The organism is Tenacibaculum sp. SDUM215027 (genome assembly GCF_050566205.1).
GTDB lineage: Bacteria > Bacteroidota > Bacteroidia > Flavobacteriales > Flavobacteriaceae > Polaribacter.
In genome coordinates this window covers 327,817-347,184 of the sequence record NZ_JBNXUE010000004.1, presented here as the reverse complement: position 1 = coordinate 347,184, position 19,368 = coordinate 327,817, and the positions used below count along the sequence as shown (strand labels likewise).

The 19,368-nt window shown below is 32.5% G+C and carries 20 protein-coding genes and 1 riboswitch; of the genes, 12 read left to right on the top strand and 8 right to left on the bottom strand.

The genetic code is table 11. From position 1 onward, the window contains the following. Window positions 1-24 precede the first annotated feature (24 nt). Complete coding sequence (locus tag ACQYZ7_RS11660) at window positions 25-1,071, bottom strand: WD40/YVTN/BNR-like repeat-containing protein (protein WP_430729913.1); 1,047 nt, start codon at window positions 1,069-1,071, stop codon at window positions 25-27. A 138-nt stretch (window positions 1,072-1,209) separates the two neighbouring features. Between ACQYZ7_RS11660 and ACQYZ7_RS11655 the strand changes: the two genes are divergently transcribed. Both ACQYZ7_RS11655 and ACQYZ7_RS11650 read left to right on the top strand, forming a co-directional pair. Next, a complete protein-coding gene (locus tag ACQYZ7_RS11655) occupies window positions 1,210-2,169 on the top strand; it encodes a patatin-like phospholipase family protein (RefSeq protein WP_430729912.1) in 960 nt (319 codons plus the stop codon). Next, a complete protein-coding gene (locus ACQYZ7_RS11650; RefSeq protein WP_430729911.1) occupies window positions 2,166-3,059 on the top strand; it encodes a DUF72 domain-containing protein in 894 nt (297 codons plus the stop codon). Before ACQYZ7_RS11655 ends, ACQYZ7_RS11650 begins: the two co-directional genes overlap by 4 nt. Before the next feature lie 52 nt (window positions 3,060-3,111). On the opposite strand, the gene ACQYZ7_RS11645 is transcribed toward ACQYZ7_RS11650, so the two are convergent. Beyond that, window positions 3,112-4,560, bottom strand: a complete 1,449-nt coding sequence (locus ACQYZ7_RS11645) for a S41 family peptidase (RefSeq protein ID WP_430729910.1) — start codon at window positions 4,558-4,560, stop codon at window positions 3,112-3,114. Window positions 4,561-4,718: 158 nt separating this feature from the next. On the opposite strand from ACQYZ7_RS11645, the gene ACQYZ7_RS11640 reads away from it, so the two are divergent. From ACQYZ7_RS11640 to ACQYZ7_RS11605, 8 genes are all read left to right on the top strand, one after another. Further along, entirely contained in the window at window positions 4,719-5,228 is a 510-nt protein-coding gene (locus ACQYZ7_RS11640; RefSeq protein WP_430729909.1) for an RNA polymerase sigma factor, read from the top strand. Next, window positions 5,215-5,685 carry a hypothetical protein gene (locus tag ACQYZ7_RS11635; RefSeq protein ID WP_430729908.1) on the top strand — a complete coding sequence of 157 codons (471 nt, stop codon included), beginning with the start codon at window positions 5,215-5,217 and terminating at the stop codon, window positions 5,683-5,685. The genes ACQYZ7_RS11640 and ACQYZ7_RS11635 overlap by 14 nt, the downstream gene beginning before the upstream one ends. Window positions 5,686-5,725: 40 nt before the next feature. Beyond that, on the top strand, window positions 5,726-6,241 hold the full coding sequence (locus ACQYZ7_RS11630) for a DUF4252 domain-containing protein (RefSeq protein ID WP_430729907.1): 516 nt from the start codon (window positions 5,726-5,728) through the stop codon (window positions 6,239-6,241). Between the two features lie 54 nt (window positions 6,242-6,295). Continuing rightward, a complete protein-coding gene (locus ACQYZ7_RS11625) occupies window positions 6,296-6,856 on the top strand; it encodes a DUF4252 domain-containing protein (protein WP_430729906.1) in 561 nt (186 codons plus the stop codon). A 118-nt stretch (window positions 6,857-6,974) separates the two neighbouring features. Beyond that, window positions 6,975-9,422 (top strand): M1 family aminopeptidase, encoded by a 2,448-nt coding sequence (locus ACQYZ7_RS11620; protein ID WP_430729905.1) that lies wholly within the window; start codon window positions 6,975-6,977, stop codon window positions 9,420-9,422. 84 nt (window positions 9,423-9,506) lie between these two features. Beyond that, a complete protein-coding gene (locus ACQYZ7_RS11615; protein WP_430729904.1) occupies window positions 9,507-10,703 on the top strand; it encodes a hypothetical protein in 1,197 nt (398 codons plus the stop codon). Between the two features lie 63 nt (window positions 10,704-10,766). Then, window positions 10,767-11,006 carry a hypothetical protein gene (locus ACQYZ7_RS11610; protein ID WP_430729903.1) on the top strand — a complete coding sequence of 80 codons (240 nt, stop codon included), beginning with the start codon at window positions 10,767-10,769 and terminating at the stop codon, window positions 11,004-11,006. Window positions 11,007-11,074: 68 nt separating this feature from the next. Then, entirely contained in the window at window positions 11,075-11,683 is a 609-nt protein-coding gene (locus tag ACQYZ7_RS11605; RefSeq protein WP_430729902.1) for an alpha-ketoglutarate-dependent dioxygenase AlkB family protein, read from the top strand. Window positions 11,684-11,729: 46 nt separating this feature from the next. On the opposite strand, the gene ACQYZ7_RS11600 is transcribed toward ACQYZ7_RS11605, so the two are convergent. From ACQYZ7_RS11600 to ACQYZ7_RS11575, 6 genes are all read right to left on the bottom strand, one after another. After that, window positions 11,730-12,140, bottom strand: coding sequence for a DUF6896 domain-containing protein (locus ACQYZ7_RS11600; RefSeq protein ID WP_430729901.1), 411 nt, complete (start codon window positions 12,138-12,140; stop codon window positions 11,730-11,732). Window positions 12,141-12,265: 125 nt separating this feature from the next. Next, on the bottom strand, window positions 12,266-13,378 hold the full coding sequence (locus tag ACQYZ7_RS11595; protein WP_430729900.1) for an ABC transporter substrate-binding protein: 1,113 nt from the start codon (window positions 13,376-13,378) through the stop codon (window positions 12,266-12,268). Window positions 13,379-13,390: 12 nt separating this feature from the next. Continuing rightward, on the bottom strand, window positions 13,391-13,918 hold the full coding sequence (cobC, locus tag ACQYZ7_RS11590) for an alpha-ribazole phosphatase (protein WP_430729899.1): 528 nt from the start codon (window positions 13,916-13,918) through the stop codon (window positions 13,391-13,393). Next, on the bottom strand, window positions 13,903-14,673 hold the full coding sequence (locus ACQYZ7_RS11585) for an adenosylcobinamide-GDP ribazoletransferase (RefSeq protein ID WP_430729898.1): 771 nt from the start codon (window positions 14,671-14,673) through the stop codon (window positions 13,903-13,905). The genes cobC and ACQYZ7_RS11585 overlap by 16 nt, the downstream gene beginning before the upstream one ends. A gap of 2 nt (window positions 14,674-14,675) precedes the next feature. Then, window positions 14,676-15,713 (bottom strand): nicotinate-nucleotide--dimethylbenzimidazole phosphoribosyltransferase, encoded by a 1,038-nt coding sequence (gene cobT / locus ACQYZ7_RS11580; RefSeq protein ID WP_430729897.1) that lies wholly within the window; start codon window positions 15,711-15,713, stop codon window positions 14,676-14,678. Window positions 15,714-15,716: 3 nt separating this feature from the next. Next, complete coding sequence (locus ACQYZ7_RS11575) at window positions 15,717-16,220, bottom strand: bifunctional adenosylcobinamide kinase/adenosylcobinamide-phosphate guanylyltransferase (protein WP_430729896.1); 504 nt, start codon at window positions 16,218-16,220, stop codon at window positions 15,717-15,719. Window positions 16,221-16,321: 101 nt separating this feature from the next. On the opposite strand from ACQYZ7_RS11575, the gene ACQYZ7_RS11570 reads away from it, so the two are divergent. Then, window positions 16,322-17,260 (top strand): ABC transporter substrate-binding protein, encoded by a 939-nt coding sequence (locus ACQYZ7_RS11570; RefSeq protein ID WP_430729895.1) that lies wholly within the window; start codon window positions 16,322-16,324, stop codon window positions 17,258-17,260. A 9-nt stretch (window positions 17,261-17,269) separates the two neighbouring features. Further along, window positions 17,270-17,464: riboswitch (cobalamin riboswitch) on the top strand. 31 nt (window positions 17,465-17,495) lie between these two features. Continuing rightward, window positions 17,496-19,367, top strand: coding sequence for a TonB-dependent receptor domain-containing protein (locus ACQYZ7_RS11565; protein ID WP_430729894.1), 1,872 nt, complete (start codon window positions 17,496-17,498; stop codon window positions 19,365-19,367). Window position 19,368: the final 1 nt, after the last annotated feature.

Genomic DNA, 19,368 nt, shown 5'->3' with positions numbered 1-19,368 from the left:
TTCCTTTTAACAAAACATTAAGAATTAATTAAGAACTAGCTTTCCAATCTTTTCATGACCAGATAACCAGGCTGTATTACTATCAATAAACTGTATAGCATAGTAGCTTTCCTTGCTTATTTGTTTCCAAGTATGTCCACCATCGTTAGAAAATGATATTCCAGTTTTTCCAACTGCAAAAACTTCTTTACCGTTCGTATTCGGTACATACTGTACACAGCTTTTATAATTAGGGTTCATGTTATTAGCTACAAGTTCCCATGTTTTACCACCATCTATAGTAATTGCTTTGTTAGCGTTATTATCTTCTGGCTTCGAATAGTTTCCTCCGATAGCAATTCCGTTATTTTCATCATGAAAGTCGATAGAATAAATTCCTTGTGGTCCATCACCTTGTACAATTGGAGTATCAAAAATCTCCCAAGTGTTTCCAAAGTCGGTAGATTTTAAAATACGTGCTTTAGTTCCTCCAGAACCTATCCATACGGTATTGTTAACAATAGCAATATTGGTATTACTAGCAGCAAAGAAAGCTTCTCCTTCTTCAAAAGTAGGTAGTTGAGAGCAAGGTAGTTTTGTCCAAGTATTTCCTCCATCAGAAGTAAGGATGATAGAAGGACAATCTTCTGTAGGATCACCAACAGCAATACCATGCTTTCCATCGGCAAAGAATTTCATACTATCGTAAAATACTTTTTTATGTTCCTCAGTATATACTAACTCATAATTGTTTTCCTTTCCTTTATATAATAGTGCTGGGTTTGCTACCGATAAGGCAAATATATTTTCACCATTTTTGGCAATGCTTCTAAAGTGTGGTATAATAGTATCATTATACTTTAAACTTTGTGTTTGCCATGTTCTACCACCGTCTTTTGTAGTTGTAATATCTCCTTTAGAACCTGCAAAAATCAACTCATCGTTACTAATGGCTAGCATAGCTCTAATACTTGTGCTATCTTGTTTAAATTCGGTTATTTTAATAGTGTTAAAAGTTCTTGATGGCTTTTTTTCTTTTTTACAGGAAAGCATAATAAAAGAAAGTAATAAAAGAAAAGATAATCGTTTCATGTGTTTGTTTTAGTTGTTTGTAACCTTTGGTATTTAAAATAATTAGTAAAGCTGAAGAGAAAGTTTACTTTAAACATGTTGGTTTCATATTTTTGATATTTTTACAGAACTAAAAATAGGAAAACCAAACTTAAATCAATGAAAAAAGCCTTAGTAATTTCAGGAGGAGGAAGTAAAGGAGCCTTTGCAGGTGGTGTTGCGCAGTACTTAATGAAAAGTAAAGATAAAGATTATGATATGTTTTTAGGAACATCAACTGGTAGTTTAATGGTTTCGCATTTGGCTTTAGGAATGGTTGATGAATTGAAAGAGTTGTATACTTCAGTAGATCAAAAAGCTATTTTTAGTAATAGTCCGTTTAGAATAAGATCGGTACATGGAGAAAAAGTGGTTTCTATACGACATAGAAATACTTTTTGGAACTTTTTAAATGGTCGTAAAACGTTTGGTGAGAGTAAGAACTTACGAAAGCTTATTAAGAATAATATCACCAAAGATATGTACGATGAAATTAGAAGGCTGAATAAAGAAGTAGTAGTAACGGTATCTAACTTAACAGCAAATCAAATTGAGTACAAGTCTATCTTAGAATGTGAATATGAAGATTTTTGTGATTGGATTTGGGGCTCGTGTAATTATGTGCCTTTTATGAGTTTGTTAGAAAAAGATCATTGTCAGTATGCTGATGGTGGTTTTGGAAGTTTAATACCTATTCGAGAGGCTATAGCAAGAGGAGCTACAGAGGTAGATGCAATTATTTTAGCTACGGAGGTAACACAAATGAATCGATTGCCTGCTAAAAACCCTTTTTCGCTGATGATGGATACCTTTGATTTTATGCTTGAGAATGTTGAACGACATAATATTACTATAGGTAAATTATCTGCAAAACAACACAATGTGAAGTTAAATTTATATTATACACCAACGGTATTAACAACCAATTCATTAGTTTTTGATAAGGAGAAAATGAAAAAATGGTGGAAATCCGGTTATAAGTATGCGAAAAAGCTGAATGATGATAGAATGACAGAGTTTAGACCAGAGATGGTAGATAATCAAGAAATAGAGGAAGGAATAGAAAATAGTGAAGTATGAAGTTTGGAAAAGTAGCACAACCAGAGTTAATAGATTTTACATTACCTGAAACACACCCTAAAACAATAGAACTATTAAGCTCCTTTGAAAAGAGTAGTACGCCTAATGTGTATGTGGGCTGTGCAAAATGGAATAAAGCAGATTTAAAAGGGTTTTATCCAAGAGGTACTAAAGATGAACTGGAATATTATTCAAAGCAGTTTAACTCAATAGAGCTCAATGCTACTTTTTACCGACAGTTTCCTGCAGAACAGTTTGAAAAGTGGAAAGCTAAAACTCCTAAAAACTTTAAATTCTTTCCCAAGCTAGGGCAGGAGATAAGCCACTGGAAGCGTTTACAGGGTGTACAAGATGCGGTAAATGTTTATTTAGATAATGCCTCGCATTTACAAGAGAAGTTAGGCACCATCTTTTTACAGTTACACGCTAATTTTGGAAATAAAAACTTTGAAAGACTCCAAAACTTTGTGGTGAGTTGGCCTAAAGGTATACCATTAGCAATTGAAGTTCGTCACCCAGATTGGTTTGAAGATGAGGTTGTGTTTGGTGAGTTTACACAGTTGTTTGAAGAACATAATATAACCAATGTGTTAGTAGACACAGCAGGTAGAAGAGATATGATGCATATGCGTTTAACGAACAACGAAGCTTTTGTTCGTTATGTTGGAGCAAATCACCCGTCTGATTATGCGCGTTTGGATGATTGGGTGGTTCGTTTAAAAGAATGGAACGATTTAGGCTTAGAAAATATTCACTTTTTTATACATCAAAATTTAGAAGTAGAATCACCATTATTAGCAGGGTATTTTATAAAAAAGCTAAACAAGGAGTTAGGAGTTGACTTAAAGATTCCTAATGAAGAGAATAATCAACAAATGAGTTTGTTGTAATAAAAAAAATCCAGCTTACTCAGCTGGATTTTATTTTATATCGTTTAGTTCTCTATTTCAACTCCACATACATACTGTTATAATCAGGGCGCATCATGTTTGAATTCCAGGATGGAGAGAATTGAACTCCTTTTTTCATGGTAGGTACTCCTTTTGCTCCAGTTGTAATGTATTGAATGGTTCTTTGTAATAAAGGCTCGTTAGGATCTCCTAAAATCCCTAAATTACCTGGATCTTCGTCTATAATAACTTCAGGAATAAATCCTTCAGGAGCATTTTCACCATCTACATTTTGAATTTCTAATACAATAGGTTGCATTGCCCAAGTGTGGCTCTTTAAGTTGTCACCATTACGGGTATAATCATCAGAATCGTATAAGGTTATAGAACCTACATGTTTTCCGTAAGTTTGTGTTCCTACTAGCTTTACATCAATATAAGGTTTAAGCGAGTTGATAACCAATTCAGAAGCTGAGGCAGAATCACCAGATACTATAAAATATACAGTAGTTAGGTTTAAGCTATTAATAGCTTCATCTAGCACCACATTTCCTTGTTGGTCTTTATTTAAAATTTGATCTGTAAAGTTATTAATCAATAAATCAGGATTTGTTACTTCCATCACTTTATGGTTCCATACTTGTTTAGCAAACAAATCGCCAGGAAACTGTCCTGTAATCATACTTCCTAAATAAGTTGCAGTTTGTACAGATCCACCACCATTATAACGTAAATCGATGATTAAGTCGGTAAGACCAGCTGATTGAAACTTGGCAAACTCAGCATTTAATTCTCCATCAAAGTTTTTAGAGAATTGATTATATATTAAATAGCCTATGGTATGGCTACCATTAGTAATTACATTGGTAACTTTTACAGGATTTTCTGTTACTTGAGATTTCGTAACTGTAATAGTTGTTCCGTTACTAACTGGATTTCCGCCATTATAATCAGCTAAATGAATAGTAAATGTATCATTGTCTAATAAATCATTTACATTATCTCTGGTTATAGTTGTTCCGTTAATCTCGGTAATAATCATACCACGAGTAACTCCTTGTGCATCGGCATCAGAACCAGTTACAACATCGTATACATATATATAATAACCTCCAGAACCATTTGCATAGTTAGCTCCTTCTAGTTTCATACCACTTGTTAAGCGTGTACCAGCAAAAGCTTCTTCTAAAGCAATATAGTCGTCTACAATCCAAGAATATGTTCTATTAGGGTCTTTAGGATATTCATTAGGCATGTATAATAAATTGTAAAATAAATTAGCAGGATCGTCATACCCTGATAAGTAACTGTACAACTCACTATCATTACTAAAACGTCTGTCGGCTAAACCAGGAACCAAATCTTGCCATAAGTAGTAGGCGTTTAAACCTTTCCAAACAAAATTTTGTACCTCAATATTTTTCGGGGCATCGTCTTTTTCACTGCACGAAATAAGTAGTATTGAAAAAAAGATGATTAGGGATGCTTTAAGTAATTTCATAAGAGTATATTAGTTGTAACAACAACGCAATTTACTGAATAATATTATTTTTTTTAGTATTGATGTAACAAACTTAAAACTGCGTCGTCGTAGATATGTAAACCTGTTAAATAAGACGCAATTGTTTTAATAGGCTTACAGAACTAATTAACCAAACCATGAACCAATCGGACTTTTTAAAAGTTGTATTACCATTTAAAGACAAAGTCTTTCGCTTAGCGAAAAGATTGTTGGTTTCTACTGAAGAAGCTGAAGACGCTACACAAGAGCTGTACTTTAAATTGTGGAGAAATAGAGAAAAGCTCTCTAATTATAAAAATGTAGAGGCATTTGCAATGACCATGACGAAGAATTACTGTTATGACAGATTAAAGTCTAAACAAGCAAGTAATTTAACATTGGTTCATAGTAATTATAAAGAGAAAGATACTCCTTTAGAGAAGAGAGTAGAACATAACGACAGTGTAAACCGAGTACATGAGCTTATAGAGAAGTTACCAGAGCAGCAAAAAATAATCATACAATTAAGAGATATTGAACAATATGATTTTGATGAAATATGTAAAATGGTTGATATGAAACCGACAGCTGTAAGAGTAGCATTATCAAGAGCTAGAAAAGTAATAAGACAAGAATTAATAAAACAACACAACTATGGAGTTAGCTAACATAGAAAAATTATTAGATAAATATCTAGACGCAGAAACAACATTGCAAGAAGAGCAAACGTTACAAGAGTATTTTACATCAAACGACGTGGCACCGCATTTGCAAGAGTATAGTATGATGTTTGGTTATTTTAAACAAAGTAAAGACGAAACCTTTACCAAAACCATTCAGTTAAAACCTGAGAAAACTAAGAAGAACTGGAAATGGTTATCAGTAGCAGCGTCAGTAGTCTTACTATTTAGTGTATTCATAGGTAATGAAGAATACAAAAAGCATCAACAACGTAAACAGTTTGCACAAATTAAAGAAGCATTGCAACTAGTTTCAGTCAATTTAAACAAAGGAAACGATGCATTATATGCAGTTTCAAACAACCTAAAAAAAGGAAATGATGCTATTGAACATTTAGGAACCTATGAAGAAACAGTAAACAAAGTAATAAACACAGTAAATTAATTAAGAAAGTAAAACCAAGTACTTATAAACCAAGAAAATCATGAAAAAAGTAATATTATTATTCGCATTCGTATTTATAGCTAATGTAAGTTTCGGACAGTCAATGTTCGATAAATTAGAAGACCTTGATGAGGTATCATCAGTGGTAGTAAATAAAGATGCTTTTGAAATTTTATCTAAATTTAAGGTAGAATCTGAAGACAATGAAGCGATGGAAGTTTTTAAAATGATTCAAGACTTACAAGAATTAAAGGTATTTTCAACTGAAAGTGCAAAAGTATCTGCTCAAATGGAAAGCATGGTAAAATCTGCCATTAAAAAGAGTAATTTAATAGAGTTAATGCGTGTAAAAGACAAAGATTCTCGTGTTAAAATCTATGTGAAGTCTACTAAAAACAAAGATTTTGTAAGTGAAGTGCTAATGTTTGTAAAAGACAAAAACTCTAATGGTGGTTCACCAGAGTCTGTAATTGTTTCGTTAACAGGTAATATTGATATCAATAAAATGTCAAAACTAGCAGAAACATTCTCTAAAGACGGGAAGAAAAATAAATAAAAAACAAGGCAGCGTTAACGAGTTAGCGCTGCTTTTAATCAAAAACTAACAATAATGAAAAAACTACTTATATATTCAATGTTACTAATAGCCTTTGTTGCTGTTTCTTGTAAAACAGAATCTTTACAAAGCTATTTGGTAGAGAGCCAAGAAAAGGAAGGCTTTATTACGTTTGATGTACCAGCTAGTGTGTTACAATTAAGCATGGATAAAGCATCTGAAGAAGATAAAAAAGCGTATGAAAGCATAAAAAAGATTAACATTACAGGTGTTCCTTATAAGAATTTAGATGAAGCAGGTTATGAAACAGAAAAGGAGAAATTGAAATCTATCTTTAAAAAATCAGGCTATAAACAGTTAATGAAATTTAAAAAAGATGGAGCTAATGCAGCAATTTATTATTCAGGAGAAGCAGATGCTATCGATGAAATTGTAGCTTTTGGTTACGGAAAAGAAATGGGAGTGGGAGTTGCACGAATTTTAGGAGAAAACATGAATGTTGGGAAGATTATGGAAATGGTGCAAAAAGCTAAGATGGATGCAGGAAATCTAGATTTAAAGCAATTTAAAATGATTTTTGACGAAAAGCATCGTTCTTCAGAAGAAACAGAATAAAAATTAGTATTTAAAATATAGAGAAGCCATCAGATTATCTGATGGCTTTTTCTTTTTAACGGCTCATTAACAAGCCTCCCAATAGAATTTCATATTTTTGAACTTTAAACAAAAACACATGAAATTTAATAAACTCCTTGTTTTTATCGCTGTTTTCTTTACAGCAAGCTTATTTTCCCAATCAGATAAAGTATATAGAGCAGAAAAAGATAAAGTTCTAAACTTAATTCATACGAAGTTAAAAGTAGATTTTAACTTTCAAGAAAAAGAAATGAACGGAGAAGAGTGGGTAACTTTAACACCTCATTTTTATGAAACGGATAAGGTTACATTAGATGCCAAAGCAATGGTGATTCATAAGATAACGATGAATAACCAACCATTAGATTTTAATTACGACGATTATGAATTGATTATCGATTTACCTCGTAAATATAAACGAAACGAAGAGTTTACACTTTACATTAAATATACCGCACGTCCTGAAAAAGTAAAGCAAAAAGGAAGCGCTGCGATAACTTCAGCTAAAGGATTGTATTTTATCAACCCAACAGGATTAGATAAAAATAAACCTACTCAAATTTGGACTCAAGGTGAAACAGAAGCAAGTAGTTGTTGGTTTCCAACAATAGATTCACCAAATCAAAAAACATCACAAGAAATTTACATAACCGTTCCACAGCAATATGTAACACTTTCTAACGGAAAGTTAGAAAAAGAAACGACCAATGCTAATGGAACTCGTACTGATTATTGGAATTTTACTCAAAAACATGCTCCGTATTTATTTTTTATGGGAGTAGGAGAGTATGAAATTGTTAAAGACAAATACAAGGATATTCCTGTTGATTATTATGTAGAAAAGGAATATGCTCCATATGCAAAAGAGATTTTTGGAAATACTCCAGAAATGCTGGCATTCTTTTCAAAAATTACAGGAGTTGAGTATCCGTGGAATAAATATGCACAAATTGTAGGTCGTGACTATGTAAGTGGCGCGATGGAAAATACTACAGCAGTAATTCATGGAGAAAGAGCATATCAAACGACGGGACAATTAATAGATGAGAACGTGCAAGAAAATACGATTGCACACGAAGCGTTTCATCACTGGTTTGGCGATTTAGTAACGGCCGAAAGTTGGAGTAACTTAACTGTAAACGAGAGTTTTGCTAATTATAGCGAGTATTTGTGGTTAGAGCATAAATATGGAAAAGATGAGGCAGAGGCGCATTTGTTTGAAGATATTGAAGGTTATAAAAACGGACAAAACTATGAGAAACACTTAGTTCGTTTTAACTACAACGATAAAGAAGATATGTTTGATGCGGTGAGTTACAATAAAGGAGGAGCGATTTTACACATGCTACGAAATTATTTAGGAGATGAAGCTTTTTATGCTGGATTGAATACCTATTTAACCGATAATAAATACAGTACAGGAGAAGCACATCAATTGCGTTTGGCATTTGAAAAAATAAGCGGAAAAGATTTAAACTGGTTTTTTAATCAATGGTATTTTAATGGTGGACATCCTAAGTTGTCTATTTCGTACGATTATAACAAGCTAAGAAAAACAGTAACCGTAAATATACTTCAAACACAACCAAACGATTTTAAATTTCCATTCTCTATAGATGTTTTTGAAGGAAGTGAACGTCACCGTTATAGTATTTTCGTAGAAAACAGAGATACTTCTGTTACATTTCCATATGATAACCATCCAGATTTAATCCAAGTAAATGCTGATGGAGTGTTGTTGTGCGACATTAACGAAAATAAAGTGCTGAGCGATTATATTCATCAATTAAAGTATGCTAAAAACTATGTGCATAAAAGAGAAGCCTTGTTAGAAGTAGCTAAACATCAAGATGATAAAAAAGCGTTTAACGCTGTAGCAGATGCTTTGAATAATAACTTTTATAAAATCAGAATTTTAGCCTTAGAAAATATTAACCTTATTAATAAAAATTCAAAAAAGAATGTAATTGATAAGATTATGAGAATAGCTCAAAACGATAAGAAAACGTTGGTGCAAGCAGCTGCGATTGAAACTTTAGGAAAGTTAACAGATCCTGCATTAAAAATGGTGTTTGAAAAAGGATTAGAGAGTAAGTCGTATTCAGTTTTAGGAAAGTCGTTAGTTGGAATATACTATATTGATAAGCAATTGGCTATTCAAAAATCAAAAACATTACCATTAGAAGTAAAAAAGATTATCGCAACACCGTTAACGCGTATTTATTTAGAAGAAAATGATGATGATGAGTTAAGCTTTATTGCGAGTAATGTAATGTCTGGAATGTTCTTAAGCCCGAACAAGAAGATTCAATCATTATATAAAAAAGCATTCGATAAGATTGGAAAAAGTAATAATACAGAGGCTATTAAAAATTTATCAGAAGATATTGTTGCCAAAGGACTTCAATACAAGCAGTATAATTTCGATCAGGTAGGAGTTAATTTATTACGTCAAATGGTTCAAATGCAAAAATCAAACAAACCATCAAACAAAGAAAAGCACCTTAAAGTCATTCAAATAGCAATGGCGAAGCTACTTGAATAAATAGTGTGATTTCATAAAGTTTAAGTTAAAAAGAATACTTAGTTTTGGCACAATAATTGAATTTTCTTGCGAAACTTAAACTTTATGAGAAAAACTACTTTACTACTTATTTTATCGGTACTAGTATTAGCGTCTTGTAGTAGTGTAAAAACTACAGAAAAAGCGCTTAATTCTGGTAATTATGACAAGGCAATTTCATTATCTATTGAAAAATTAGCCAAGAACAAAACCAAAGAAAAAAATCAGCCGCATGTACTGATGCTTCAAGAAGCTTTTAGAAAAGCTACGAATAGAGATTTGGATAGAATTTCTTTTTTAGAGAAAGAACGAAATCCTGAAAACTTCGAAGCAATTTATACGCTGTATCAACGTCTTAATAGTAGACAAGAGCGCATAAAACCATTATTGCCATTACGAATTTTATCTTCAGGAAGAAACGCCAAGTTTAAATTTGTTAGTTATACTGATAGAATTCTTGCAGCAAAAGAAAACTATGCTGGTTACTTGTACGAGAATGGTGTAGCCTTGTTAAATGAAGGAGACCGAAATAAAATTAACTACAGAAGAGCTTTTGATGAGTTAAGACACTTAGATAAAATTAGCCCTAACTATAGAGATACAAGAAACTTAATAGAAGAAGCACACGCAAAAGGAATAGATTATGTACATGTTTCTGTTAGAAATAGGACAGATCAAATAATTCCTAGAAGATTAGAAAGAGACTTACTAGCGATTGATACGTATGGATTGAATGATTTATGGACACAGTATCATGCTAAAAGAGACAGAAGTATTAGATATGACTTTGATTTAGAGTTAGATTTTAGAGATATTATAGTTTCTCCTGAACAGGTACATGAAAAGGAAGTTATTAAAGAACGACGCATAAAAGATGGGTTTAAGTACTTAAGAGATAATAACGGTAATTATGTAAAGGACAGTTTAGGAAACAAAATAAAAGTAGATAAGTTTAAAAGAATACGTTGTAACTTTTATCAGTTTACACAATTTAAGAGTAGTAAAGTTACAGGTGTTGTAAAGTATATTGATAACAGAGCGAATCAATTATTACAACGTTTTCCTATACAAAGCGAGTTTGTTTTTGAACACATTTATGCTGATTATGATGGAGACAGAAGAGCGTTGGATAAATCGTTTATAGATTTACTTGATGAAACATCGGTAGAATTTCCTTCTAATGAGCAAATGGTGTACGATACAGGGACTGATTTAAAACAGAAACTCAAACATATTATCACACGAAATAAGTTTAGAAACTAGTTTTGTTGTTGATTAGTTACTTTTTTCTATATTTGAGGGATTAATCCCTAAATTTTATTAAATATGAAAATTACAACATTAATTTTTAGTTTTATTTTAATCCCTTTGTTAGCAAATCAAACTACTTTAAAGAGTAAAGAATCAAAGGGTAAAGACTCAAAAGTTACTATTTGCCATGTACCACCAGGAAATCCTAGTAACGTTCATTCGATAACTATTAGTAAAAAAGCTTTAAAAGCGCATTTAGCTCATGGTGATTATTTTGGTAATTGTGGTGATGATACAGAAGAGCAACAATATTAAAATAGTATAGTAATTCATATTAGATTACAATCTCCTGTTTTTAACAGGAGATTTTTATTTTTATAACGATGGATTTATTCTCACAATTTGATGATGTACCTAAAAACTTACTTCCGAAAGATGGAAGAGTAAACTATTACGGAATTATTCTATCAAAAGAGGAGGCAGACCATTATTACGAGGATTTATTTAACTCTATTGAGTGGCGCAATGACGAAGCTATTATTTTTGGAAAACGCATGGTAACCAAACGAAAAGTAGCTTGGTATGCCGAACAACCTTTTGAATATTCGTATTCAAACATTACCAAAACAGCCTTACCATTTACAGAAGAATTAATAGCATTAAAAGAATTAGTTGAAAAGGAAACTGGTGAAACGTATAACTCTTGTTTACTGAATTTATACCATGATGGTTCAGAAGGAATGGCGTGGCATAGTGATGGAGAAAAAGACTTAAAAAAGAACGGAGCAATTGCTTCGTTAAGTTTTGGAGCAGAACGACGTTTTGGTTTTAAACACAAACAAACTAAAGAAACAGTTTATAAAGTTTTAGAACACGGTTCGTTATTGGTGATGAAAGACGAAACCCAAACCCATTGGCTACATCGGTTACCACCTACAAAAAAAGTCCACCGACCTCGGGTGAGTTTAACGTTTAGAACGATTGTGAGGTAGGGTAAAGAGAACAGTTATCTTTTGAGTTTCCTATCTTTATTTACATTTATTTTATTTCTTCTATTTTACCAGTTTTATATAACTCGTTTACCATTAACTTCAAATCTTTCCAATCTATATTCTTAGTCAGCTCTGAATATTCTTTGGTACTATCTAAAAATGATTTTAAAAACCAAGCATCAATTTTTCCAAATTTTGGAGGGTTGGTGAGTATAACTTCAATATTTTGTTGAGTCTTTTTTTTATGAAAATGACATTCTCCACCATGAAAAGCATAATTAACCCTTTGTGAAAGTAGCCCTTTTCTAGGAACTTTTGAATTCCCTTTCCAAATAAGTTCTTCATATTGCTCTTTAATAGAAATTTCATAACCAAACTTCCTTCCCAGTCGTTCCATTAGTTCAATTCCTTCTGTTCTGTAGTCTTTAATAGCCTTGGTTAGTATTTCTAATGTCATTTTATAGGTATTAGAAGCTTATTTTAATGATTCATATTAACTATTAACAAGTTTTATAGTTTACAATCGATAATAAATATAAACTAAATCTTTTTTAGACAATTCATCAATCGTAATTCAAAAACTTACTCCACTTCCTTATAAAAAGTCAATTCGTATTCTGGTAACAAATTAGGATGCGTAATTTTAATCAAATCTTTTAACACCAAATCTGGTCGTACAGGAGAGAGTTCAAAGTAAATCAAACCACCAGTTTCACCTTTGTTGTGTCCGATAGAAAATATCTTATTATTGTTAAATGCATCAAACTCTTTGTAGTGAATATTTGCAGTAGTTAACTGTTCTTTGGTAGCATACAAGCCACAGTTAAACCAAAAATCAGCGTGTTGCCCTTTTTCCAATACACTTTCAAAACTTAGTGGTAAGCTACCCGTTCCTTTGGTGTCTTTCCATAAGTAGTTTAAGTTCGCATCGTTGTAAAATGTTGCAATAAAGCTTTCACCCGCAGGAACATTCCAAACATCTTTAAACATGCTCCCAGATAAAATAGTAGGTTGTTTAGCACTGTTTTTAGCAATTTCTTTCGCTTTTAAGTATTCTGTTTCTATGTTGGTGAAAATACTATCTGCTTCCTTTTCTTTTCCGTATAAAGCTCCGAAAAACTTAATCCATTCAGCTCTTCCTAAAGGAGTTTCTTCCAGCCAATCTCCATTAAAAATGACAGGAATTCCCGTTTTTTTGATGTTTTGATACAATTTTGTGTTTGGATGTAAAGCAAAACCAACAACTAATTCAGGCTCAATATCAATCAACTTTTCAGTGTTCATGTCTTGCTCCAAGCCTAATTCAACAATGTTACCTTCGTCAATTCTATTTCTTGTCTTTTTTGAAGAAACATATTTGGTGTGCGGAAAACCAACAATAGTATTTTCAGCATTCAAAAGTTCCAACATCGGAATATGAGTAGTACTCGTAACGACCATTTTTTCGATAGGAACTTTAATTTCATTTTTAGAAAGGTTGGTTTTGTTGGTAAGTGTGTAAGAAAAATATTCGTGAGCGCTTTGAAAAGCTTTTTTTATCACTAATTTTTTTTGACCGTTTTCAGATATGATATCAAACCCCTTAGCGTATTTTACAGAGCTTTGTGTGGTTTTCTTTTCAGTAGTTTTTTTAGTTTCTTGCTTACATTGTACAAACAGAAGTAATAAAGAAAAAATAAGTAAATAACGTTTCATAGTAATAGGTTTTTATAAGTGGAAAGTAAGGGTATCCCCGTAGTTCAGTTTAAGTTCAAATGATTTTTCCAACGGAATATTGTTTGTATAAGCCCAAAGACTTCTCATTACTCCCGCATGGGTAACAAGTACAACTTTTTGATGATTTTTGGTTGTTAATTCGGTTAAAAAATTGGTGGTTCTGTTGTGTAAATCGATATAAGATTCTCCGTTTTTAGCAGGCATTTTCACAAAATCGTTCATCCAAATATCGAGTTCTTTTTTATCAATATCGTTCCATTTTTGTAGCTCCCAATCACCAAAATCAAGTTCTTTCAATCGGTTGTCAAAAATTACAGTGGACGAAAGTTTTTCAGCTAAAAGTTTACAACGTTGTAAAGGACTGCTGTAATACGTTACATCAGTATCGTTAACAGGAACTTTTTTTAGAATACCGCTCACTTCTTCTTCAAAAGTAGTCGTAACCTCTATATCTGCTTGACCATAGCATATACCTTTGGCAATATCAGGTGTGGTATGTCGTACTAAAATAACTTCCATAAGGCGAGTAGGCTTAGATAAAAAACAATTTCAGCTACTTGTTGCAAAGCACCCGCGCAATCTCCTGTTTGACCACCAATCCATTTTTTAAAGAAATGTCCCATATATAAATAGGTAACAAGTAATGGAAGCAAGACTAAAAACATCATTGGTTTTTGAAAGAAAAATAAGGGAACTACTCCGAAAATAGCAGATATGAGTAGCGATTTACTACTCATTTGTTTGGTGGTTGGTTTTATTTTAGAGCTGTCAATATCTCTCACGTATTCATGTGTATACAATAATACAGTTGCAATAAATCGGCTCATACTATGGCCTGAGATAATTACTAGAATTAAATTAACGGATAGGTTTTGTAAATGATATAGAGCTAAAAACTTTATAGCTAGAATAAACACCAAGCCACTCACTCCAAAAGTTCCAAGTCTGGAATCTTTCATAATGGTTAAAATCTTTTCTTTGGTCCATCCACCACCAAAACCATCACATACATCGGCAAACCCATCTTCATGAAAAGCTCCTGTAATCCAAATAGAACTAATCATGCTGATAACAATAGCAATATCCGTAGGAAAAATATAAGAAAAAGTGAAGTAGGCTAGTGCTGCAATACTTCCAACTACAATTCCTACTAAAGAAAAATAACGACTGCTTTTGTTGAGTATTTCAGGCGAGTGATTCACCCATTTAGGACACGGAATTCGTGTAAAAAACAATACAGCAGTTAAAAAATAATGGATTTGTCTTTTTATCATAACTAGGCTTCGCTAACATTGGCACTTTTAAAAGTGGCCATTTCGTTTAAAAAGTTTACACTCGATTGAATAATAGGAAATGCAACTGCACAACCTGTTCCTTCACCTAAACGTAAGCCTAAATTTAAAAGCGGTTCAGCATTTAAGAACTCTAACATTTTTTGATGTCCTTGCTCTCCTGAATTATGACAAAAAATACAATAGTCTAGAATATCAGATTCCATTGCATGAGCCGCTAATAGGGCAGCAGTAACAATAAAACCATCAATTAGTAAGGTCATTTTTAAAGAAGCGGCTTCTAACATGGCTCCACACATCATTACAATTTCAAATCCGCCAAAAGCAGTCAATGCTTCCATAGGTGTTGAAATAGCATCAATATGTAAGTTATATACTTCACGTAATGTGTCGATTTTTGTTTGTAGCCCTTTGTCATCCACTCCAGTACCTCTACCAACACAGTTTTCAATAGGTGTATTGGTAAAGTAACTCATTAACAAAGCCCCAGATGAAGTATTGCTAATACCCATTTCACCAAAACCAATAACATTGCCCCCTTCACTATATACCTTTCTTACCAATTGTCTTCCTTTTTCTAAAGCTTCTAGGCATTGCTCAGAGGTCATAGCTTTGGTAGTACTATAATCTTGCGTTCCTTTCGCTATTTTGGCATTGGTAAGTTGTGGATGTGCTTCAAAATCAGCATTTACACCAGCATCTACAATGTTTAAATGAATATTATTTTGTTTACAAAACACATTAATAGCGGCACCTCCTTGCAAAAAGTTGAATACCATTTGTTGCGTAACTTCTTGAGGATACGGACTTACTTTACCAGTAGTAGCAATTCCGTGATCTCCTGCAAAAACCATAATTGTAGGTTTTGATAGCACAGGTGTGGTCGTATTTTGAATCAAACCAATTTGCATGGCGATTTTTTCTAAATCACCCAAAGCACCAATAGGCTTGGTTTTGTAGTTGATTTCTTCTTGGAGTTCGTTCTGTAAATCTTTTGATAGGGGAGTTATTGTTGTTGTCATGTGTTATTTTAAAGTTAAAGGGAGTCCAGATACCATAAAAGTAGCCTTGTCTGCTAGTTTTGCTACGTGTTGATTTGTCCAACCTTGTAGTTGTGTAAACTTTCTTCCAGATTCAGAATTGGCATGTAATCCCATGCCAATTTCATTAGAAATGATGATAATATTGGCGTCAATTTCAACTAACTTGTTGATTTCTTCTTTGGCGATTTCTAGCGCTTTTTCAATATCATATTTCGTATCTACATAGAAGTTGGTTAACCAAAGTGTAACACAATCAATAACCACAGTTTGTTTTTCAGAAATTACTTTACTTAACCATTTTTCTTCCTCAACCGTTGTCCAGCGTTCATCTCTATCAGAAACATGCCTATCAACTCGCTGCTGAAAATCTTCATCCCAAATACGAGAAGTGGCTAGGTAAATAGGGGTGTCGGATAAAGATTCGGCTAGCTTTTGAGCATAGCTACTTTTACCTGAACGTTCACCTCCTGAGATATAATGTATCATGAAATCGTATTTTATGTTGACACAAAGATTGGAAAGATTTTTAATAAAAAGCAAATTAAAATAGATAACTGTTTATTTTTGCTGAACTAAAACAATGAATTATGACAGTATCTTCTTTTATGCCAGCAGTAACTCAAATGATTTATGATATGGGCTTACAAGATTATTTAAACGGAATTACTTTTGAATGTCCTGAAGTAGCTTTACAAGAAAAAGAGGTCGCTGTTCGATATAAGCTAGAAGGAAAAGTCTTAACAAGTAAAGAAATAACAGCTATTTTTTCAAAAACAAAGGCAGAAGGGAAAACTTTATACTATGTTGACGAGCCTGTTTTGGAAAGTATAGCACCCGATATTGTTTTTACACAAGATGTTTGTGATGTTTGCCAGATAGACACAGAATCTGTGGCAAAATCAGCGTATAAATTACCGAAGATTCCAGAGTTAATTTCTATAACACCAAACTCTTTAGAAGACGTTTTTGATAATGCATTAACCATTGCAAAAGCGATGAAAAAAGAAAAGGTAGGAGAGAAGTATGTGAATGGATTGAAAAAGCGTGTTTATGATATTGTTGATGTGCAACGTGAACATAAAATCCAGTCGAAAAGTGTGATGTTATTAGAGTGGATTGATCCGTTATTTAATTGCGGACACTGGATTCCTCATCAGATAGGATATGCTGGAGGTATTGATTTATTGTCACATCCATCAGGAGATAGTATTGTAATTTCTTGGGATAAAATCGTAAAATACGATCCTGAGGTGTTAATTATTGCTCCTTGTGGATACGGAATTGACAGAACTCTTGAAGATATGAAGTTTTTAGAAGAAAGAGAAGAATGGAAGTCTTTAAGAGCTGTAAAAAACGAACAAGTTTATATTGCTGACTTTGCTATGTTTACACAATCGTCTGCAGGGACTTTAGTAGAAGGAGTGGAATGTTTAGCTAAAATGATTCATCCAGATTATTATACACTACCAGAGAACTTAAAAACAAAATTCGCAAATTATCATGACTTGATGGTTGCTAATTTATAAGAATACTATACATTTGCCGTGATTTTTGGTTTTTCTTTAATCATCTATTAAAGAGAATTAAAAGGGAATTCGGTGCAAAACCGAAGCTGTTCCCGCAACTGTAAGCTATTAAGCTTGTAACAATCACTCTTACCACTGTTTTTTAAATGGGAAGGTATGTTACAAGATGCAAGCCAGGAGACCTGCCAATTATTATAATTTAATTAAAACTTTCGGGATAAAAGTTTGGTAGAATATGGCTAAAAAAGTAATTACATTTTTTTCTTTTTTTTATGTGGTTGTTCTGGTAGGGCAAAACGATACAATTTCTTATCGATTGGATGAAGTATTCATCGACGCTACAAAAAAATTAAAAGAAAACTCTATAGGTCAACATGTGGTTAGTCTTTCAGATTCTGTGTTGACACGAAATATTGAGTCTTTTACTGATTTAATAAGATATAATTCATCAATTTATTTAAAGGAGTACGGAAAAGGAGGAACAAGTTCTGTAAGCTTTAGAGGCACAAGTGCTTCCAATACAGCTGTTGTATGGAATGGAATAAATATTAACTCTATAAACAATGGACAAACAGGCTTTAATTCTTTAACAGTAAGTCTAAATGACGCTATTGATGTAAGAAAAGGAGGAGGAAGTATAGAATATGGTTCAGGTGCAATAGGAGGGACTGTGCATTTAAATGATGTTTTAAATTACACAGAAGAGTTTAATGTAAAAAATCAATTTGTATTAACAGGAGGAAGTTACAATACATTCAATTCAATTTTTAAGTCAAAAATCTCCAATTCAAAGTATAGTATAGGTGTGGGAGTTTCTAGAAATTCTTCAGAAAACGATTTTGAATTATTCGATTCTGAATACAAAAATACCAATGGAGCTTATGAAAACTATGGAATTAACTTAGGTTTTGGGCATAAGCTTAACAATCAATCTGAATTAAAATTTTATAGCACAAGCTTTTCTGGAGAACGTCTTTTCTCAGGAACATTGCCTAACCCGACATCAGCAAGAGAAAAATATATTGATTCTAATCAAAGAAATTTACTGGTATATGGTATAGAAAAAGGGAAGATAAGACAAGAAATCAAATTAGCATATCTAACACAGAAATATCAATATTTCTCTAATAAGCTTTCTGAAAACTTCAACTACGGAAAATCGAGAAGATTTATAATGTCCTATAACATAAATTATAAACTTCCAAAAATTAAAGCAGATATATCTTCTTATTCAGAGTATGAATCTACTTTTGGTAGTACTGACGTTATCAAAGAAAAAAATAGAAGACAGTTTTCTCAGTACTTTGTTTATAGACAAGATATACATAAAAATGTTTCCTTTAATGTTAAGTTAAGGAAAGATTTTAATTCAGATTATAAGGTTCCGTTAGTTTATGCTGCAGGAATAAAAGTAACTCCTATTTCAAAATGGTATGTAAGAGTCAACGGATCGAAAAACTATAGAGTACCAACATATAACGATTTATTTTGGCCAGGTCAAGGAAATGAAAATTTGATTCCAGAAACTTCTGTTCAGGGAGAAGTAGGATTAGGGTATTCAAGTAAAGGTTTAAACTTTGATCTAGGAGCTTATTTAATTAATACAGAAGACAAGATAGTCTGGACACCTTCTGGTGATTCAAGCAGACCTGGGGTTTGGGTTCCCATCAATTTAAATGAAACTCAGAATAAAGGTATAGAAGCTAGTTTAAGTTATGAAGTTGTTTTTGGAGAGTATAGATTTAATATATCCTCTAACTATTCTTATGCTTTAGCTAAAGATAGTGAAACAGATAAGTATTTAACTTTTGTGCCTAAACATTTATTGAATAGTAACTTATCGATAAGTCGTAAAAAAGTTAACCTATTTACTCAGTCACTTTATAATGGAGAAGTATATACGACCGAAGATAACTCTAATGATTTTATAGTTCCTAATTTTTTTATAGTTAATGTAGGAGCAGAATATAAGGTATACCAAAAGAAACGAAATCAGCTGTTATTAGGAGTCAAAGTAAATAATCTATTAGGAGAAAAATACATGGTTATGCCAAGGAGGCCTATGCCACAAAGAAATTTTAACATAAATATCAATTATAAATTTTAAC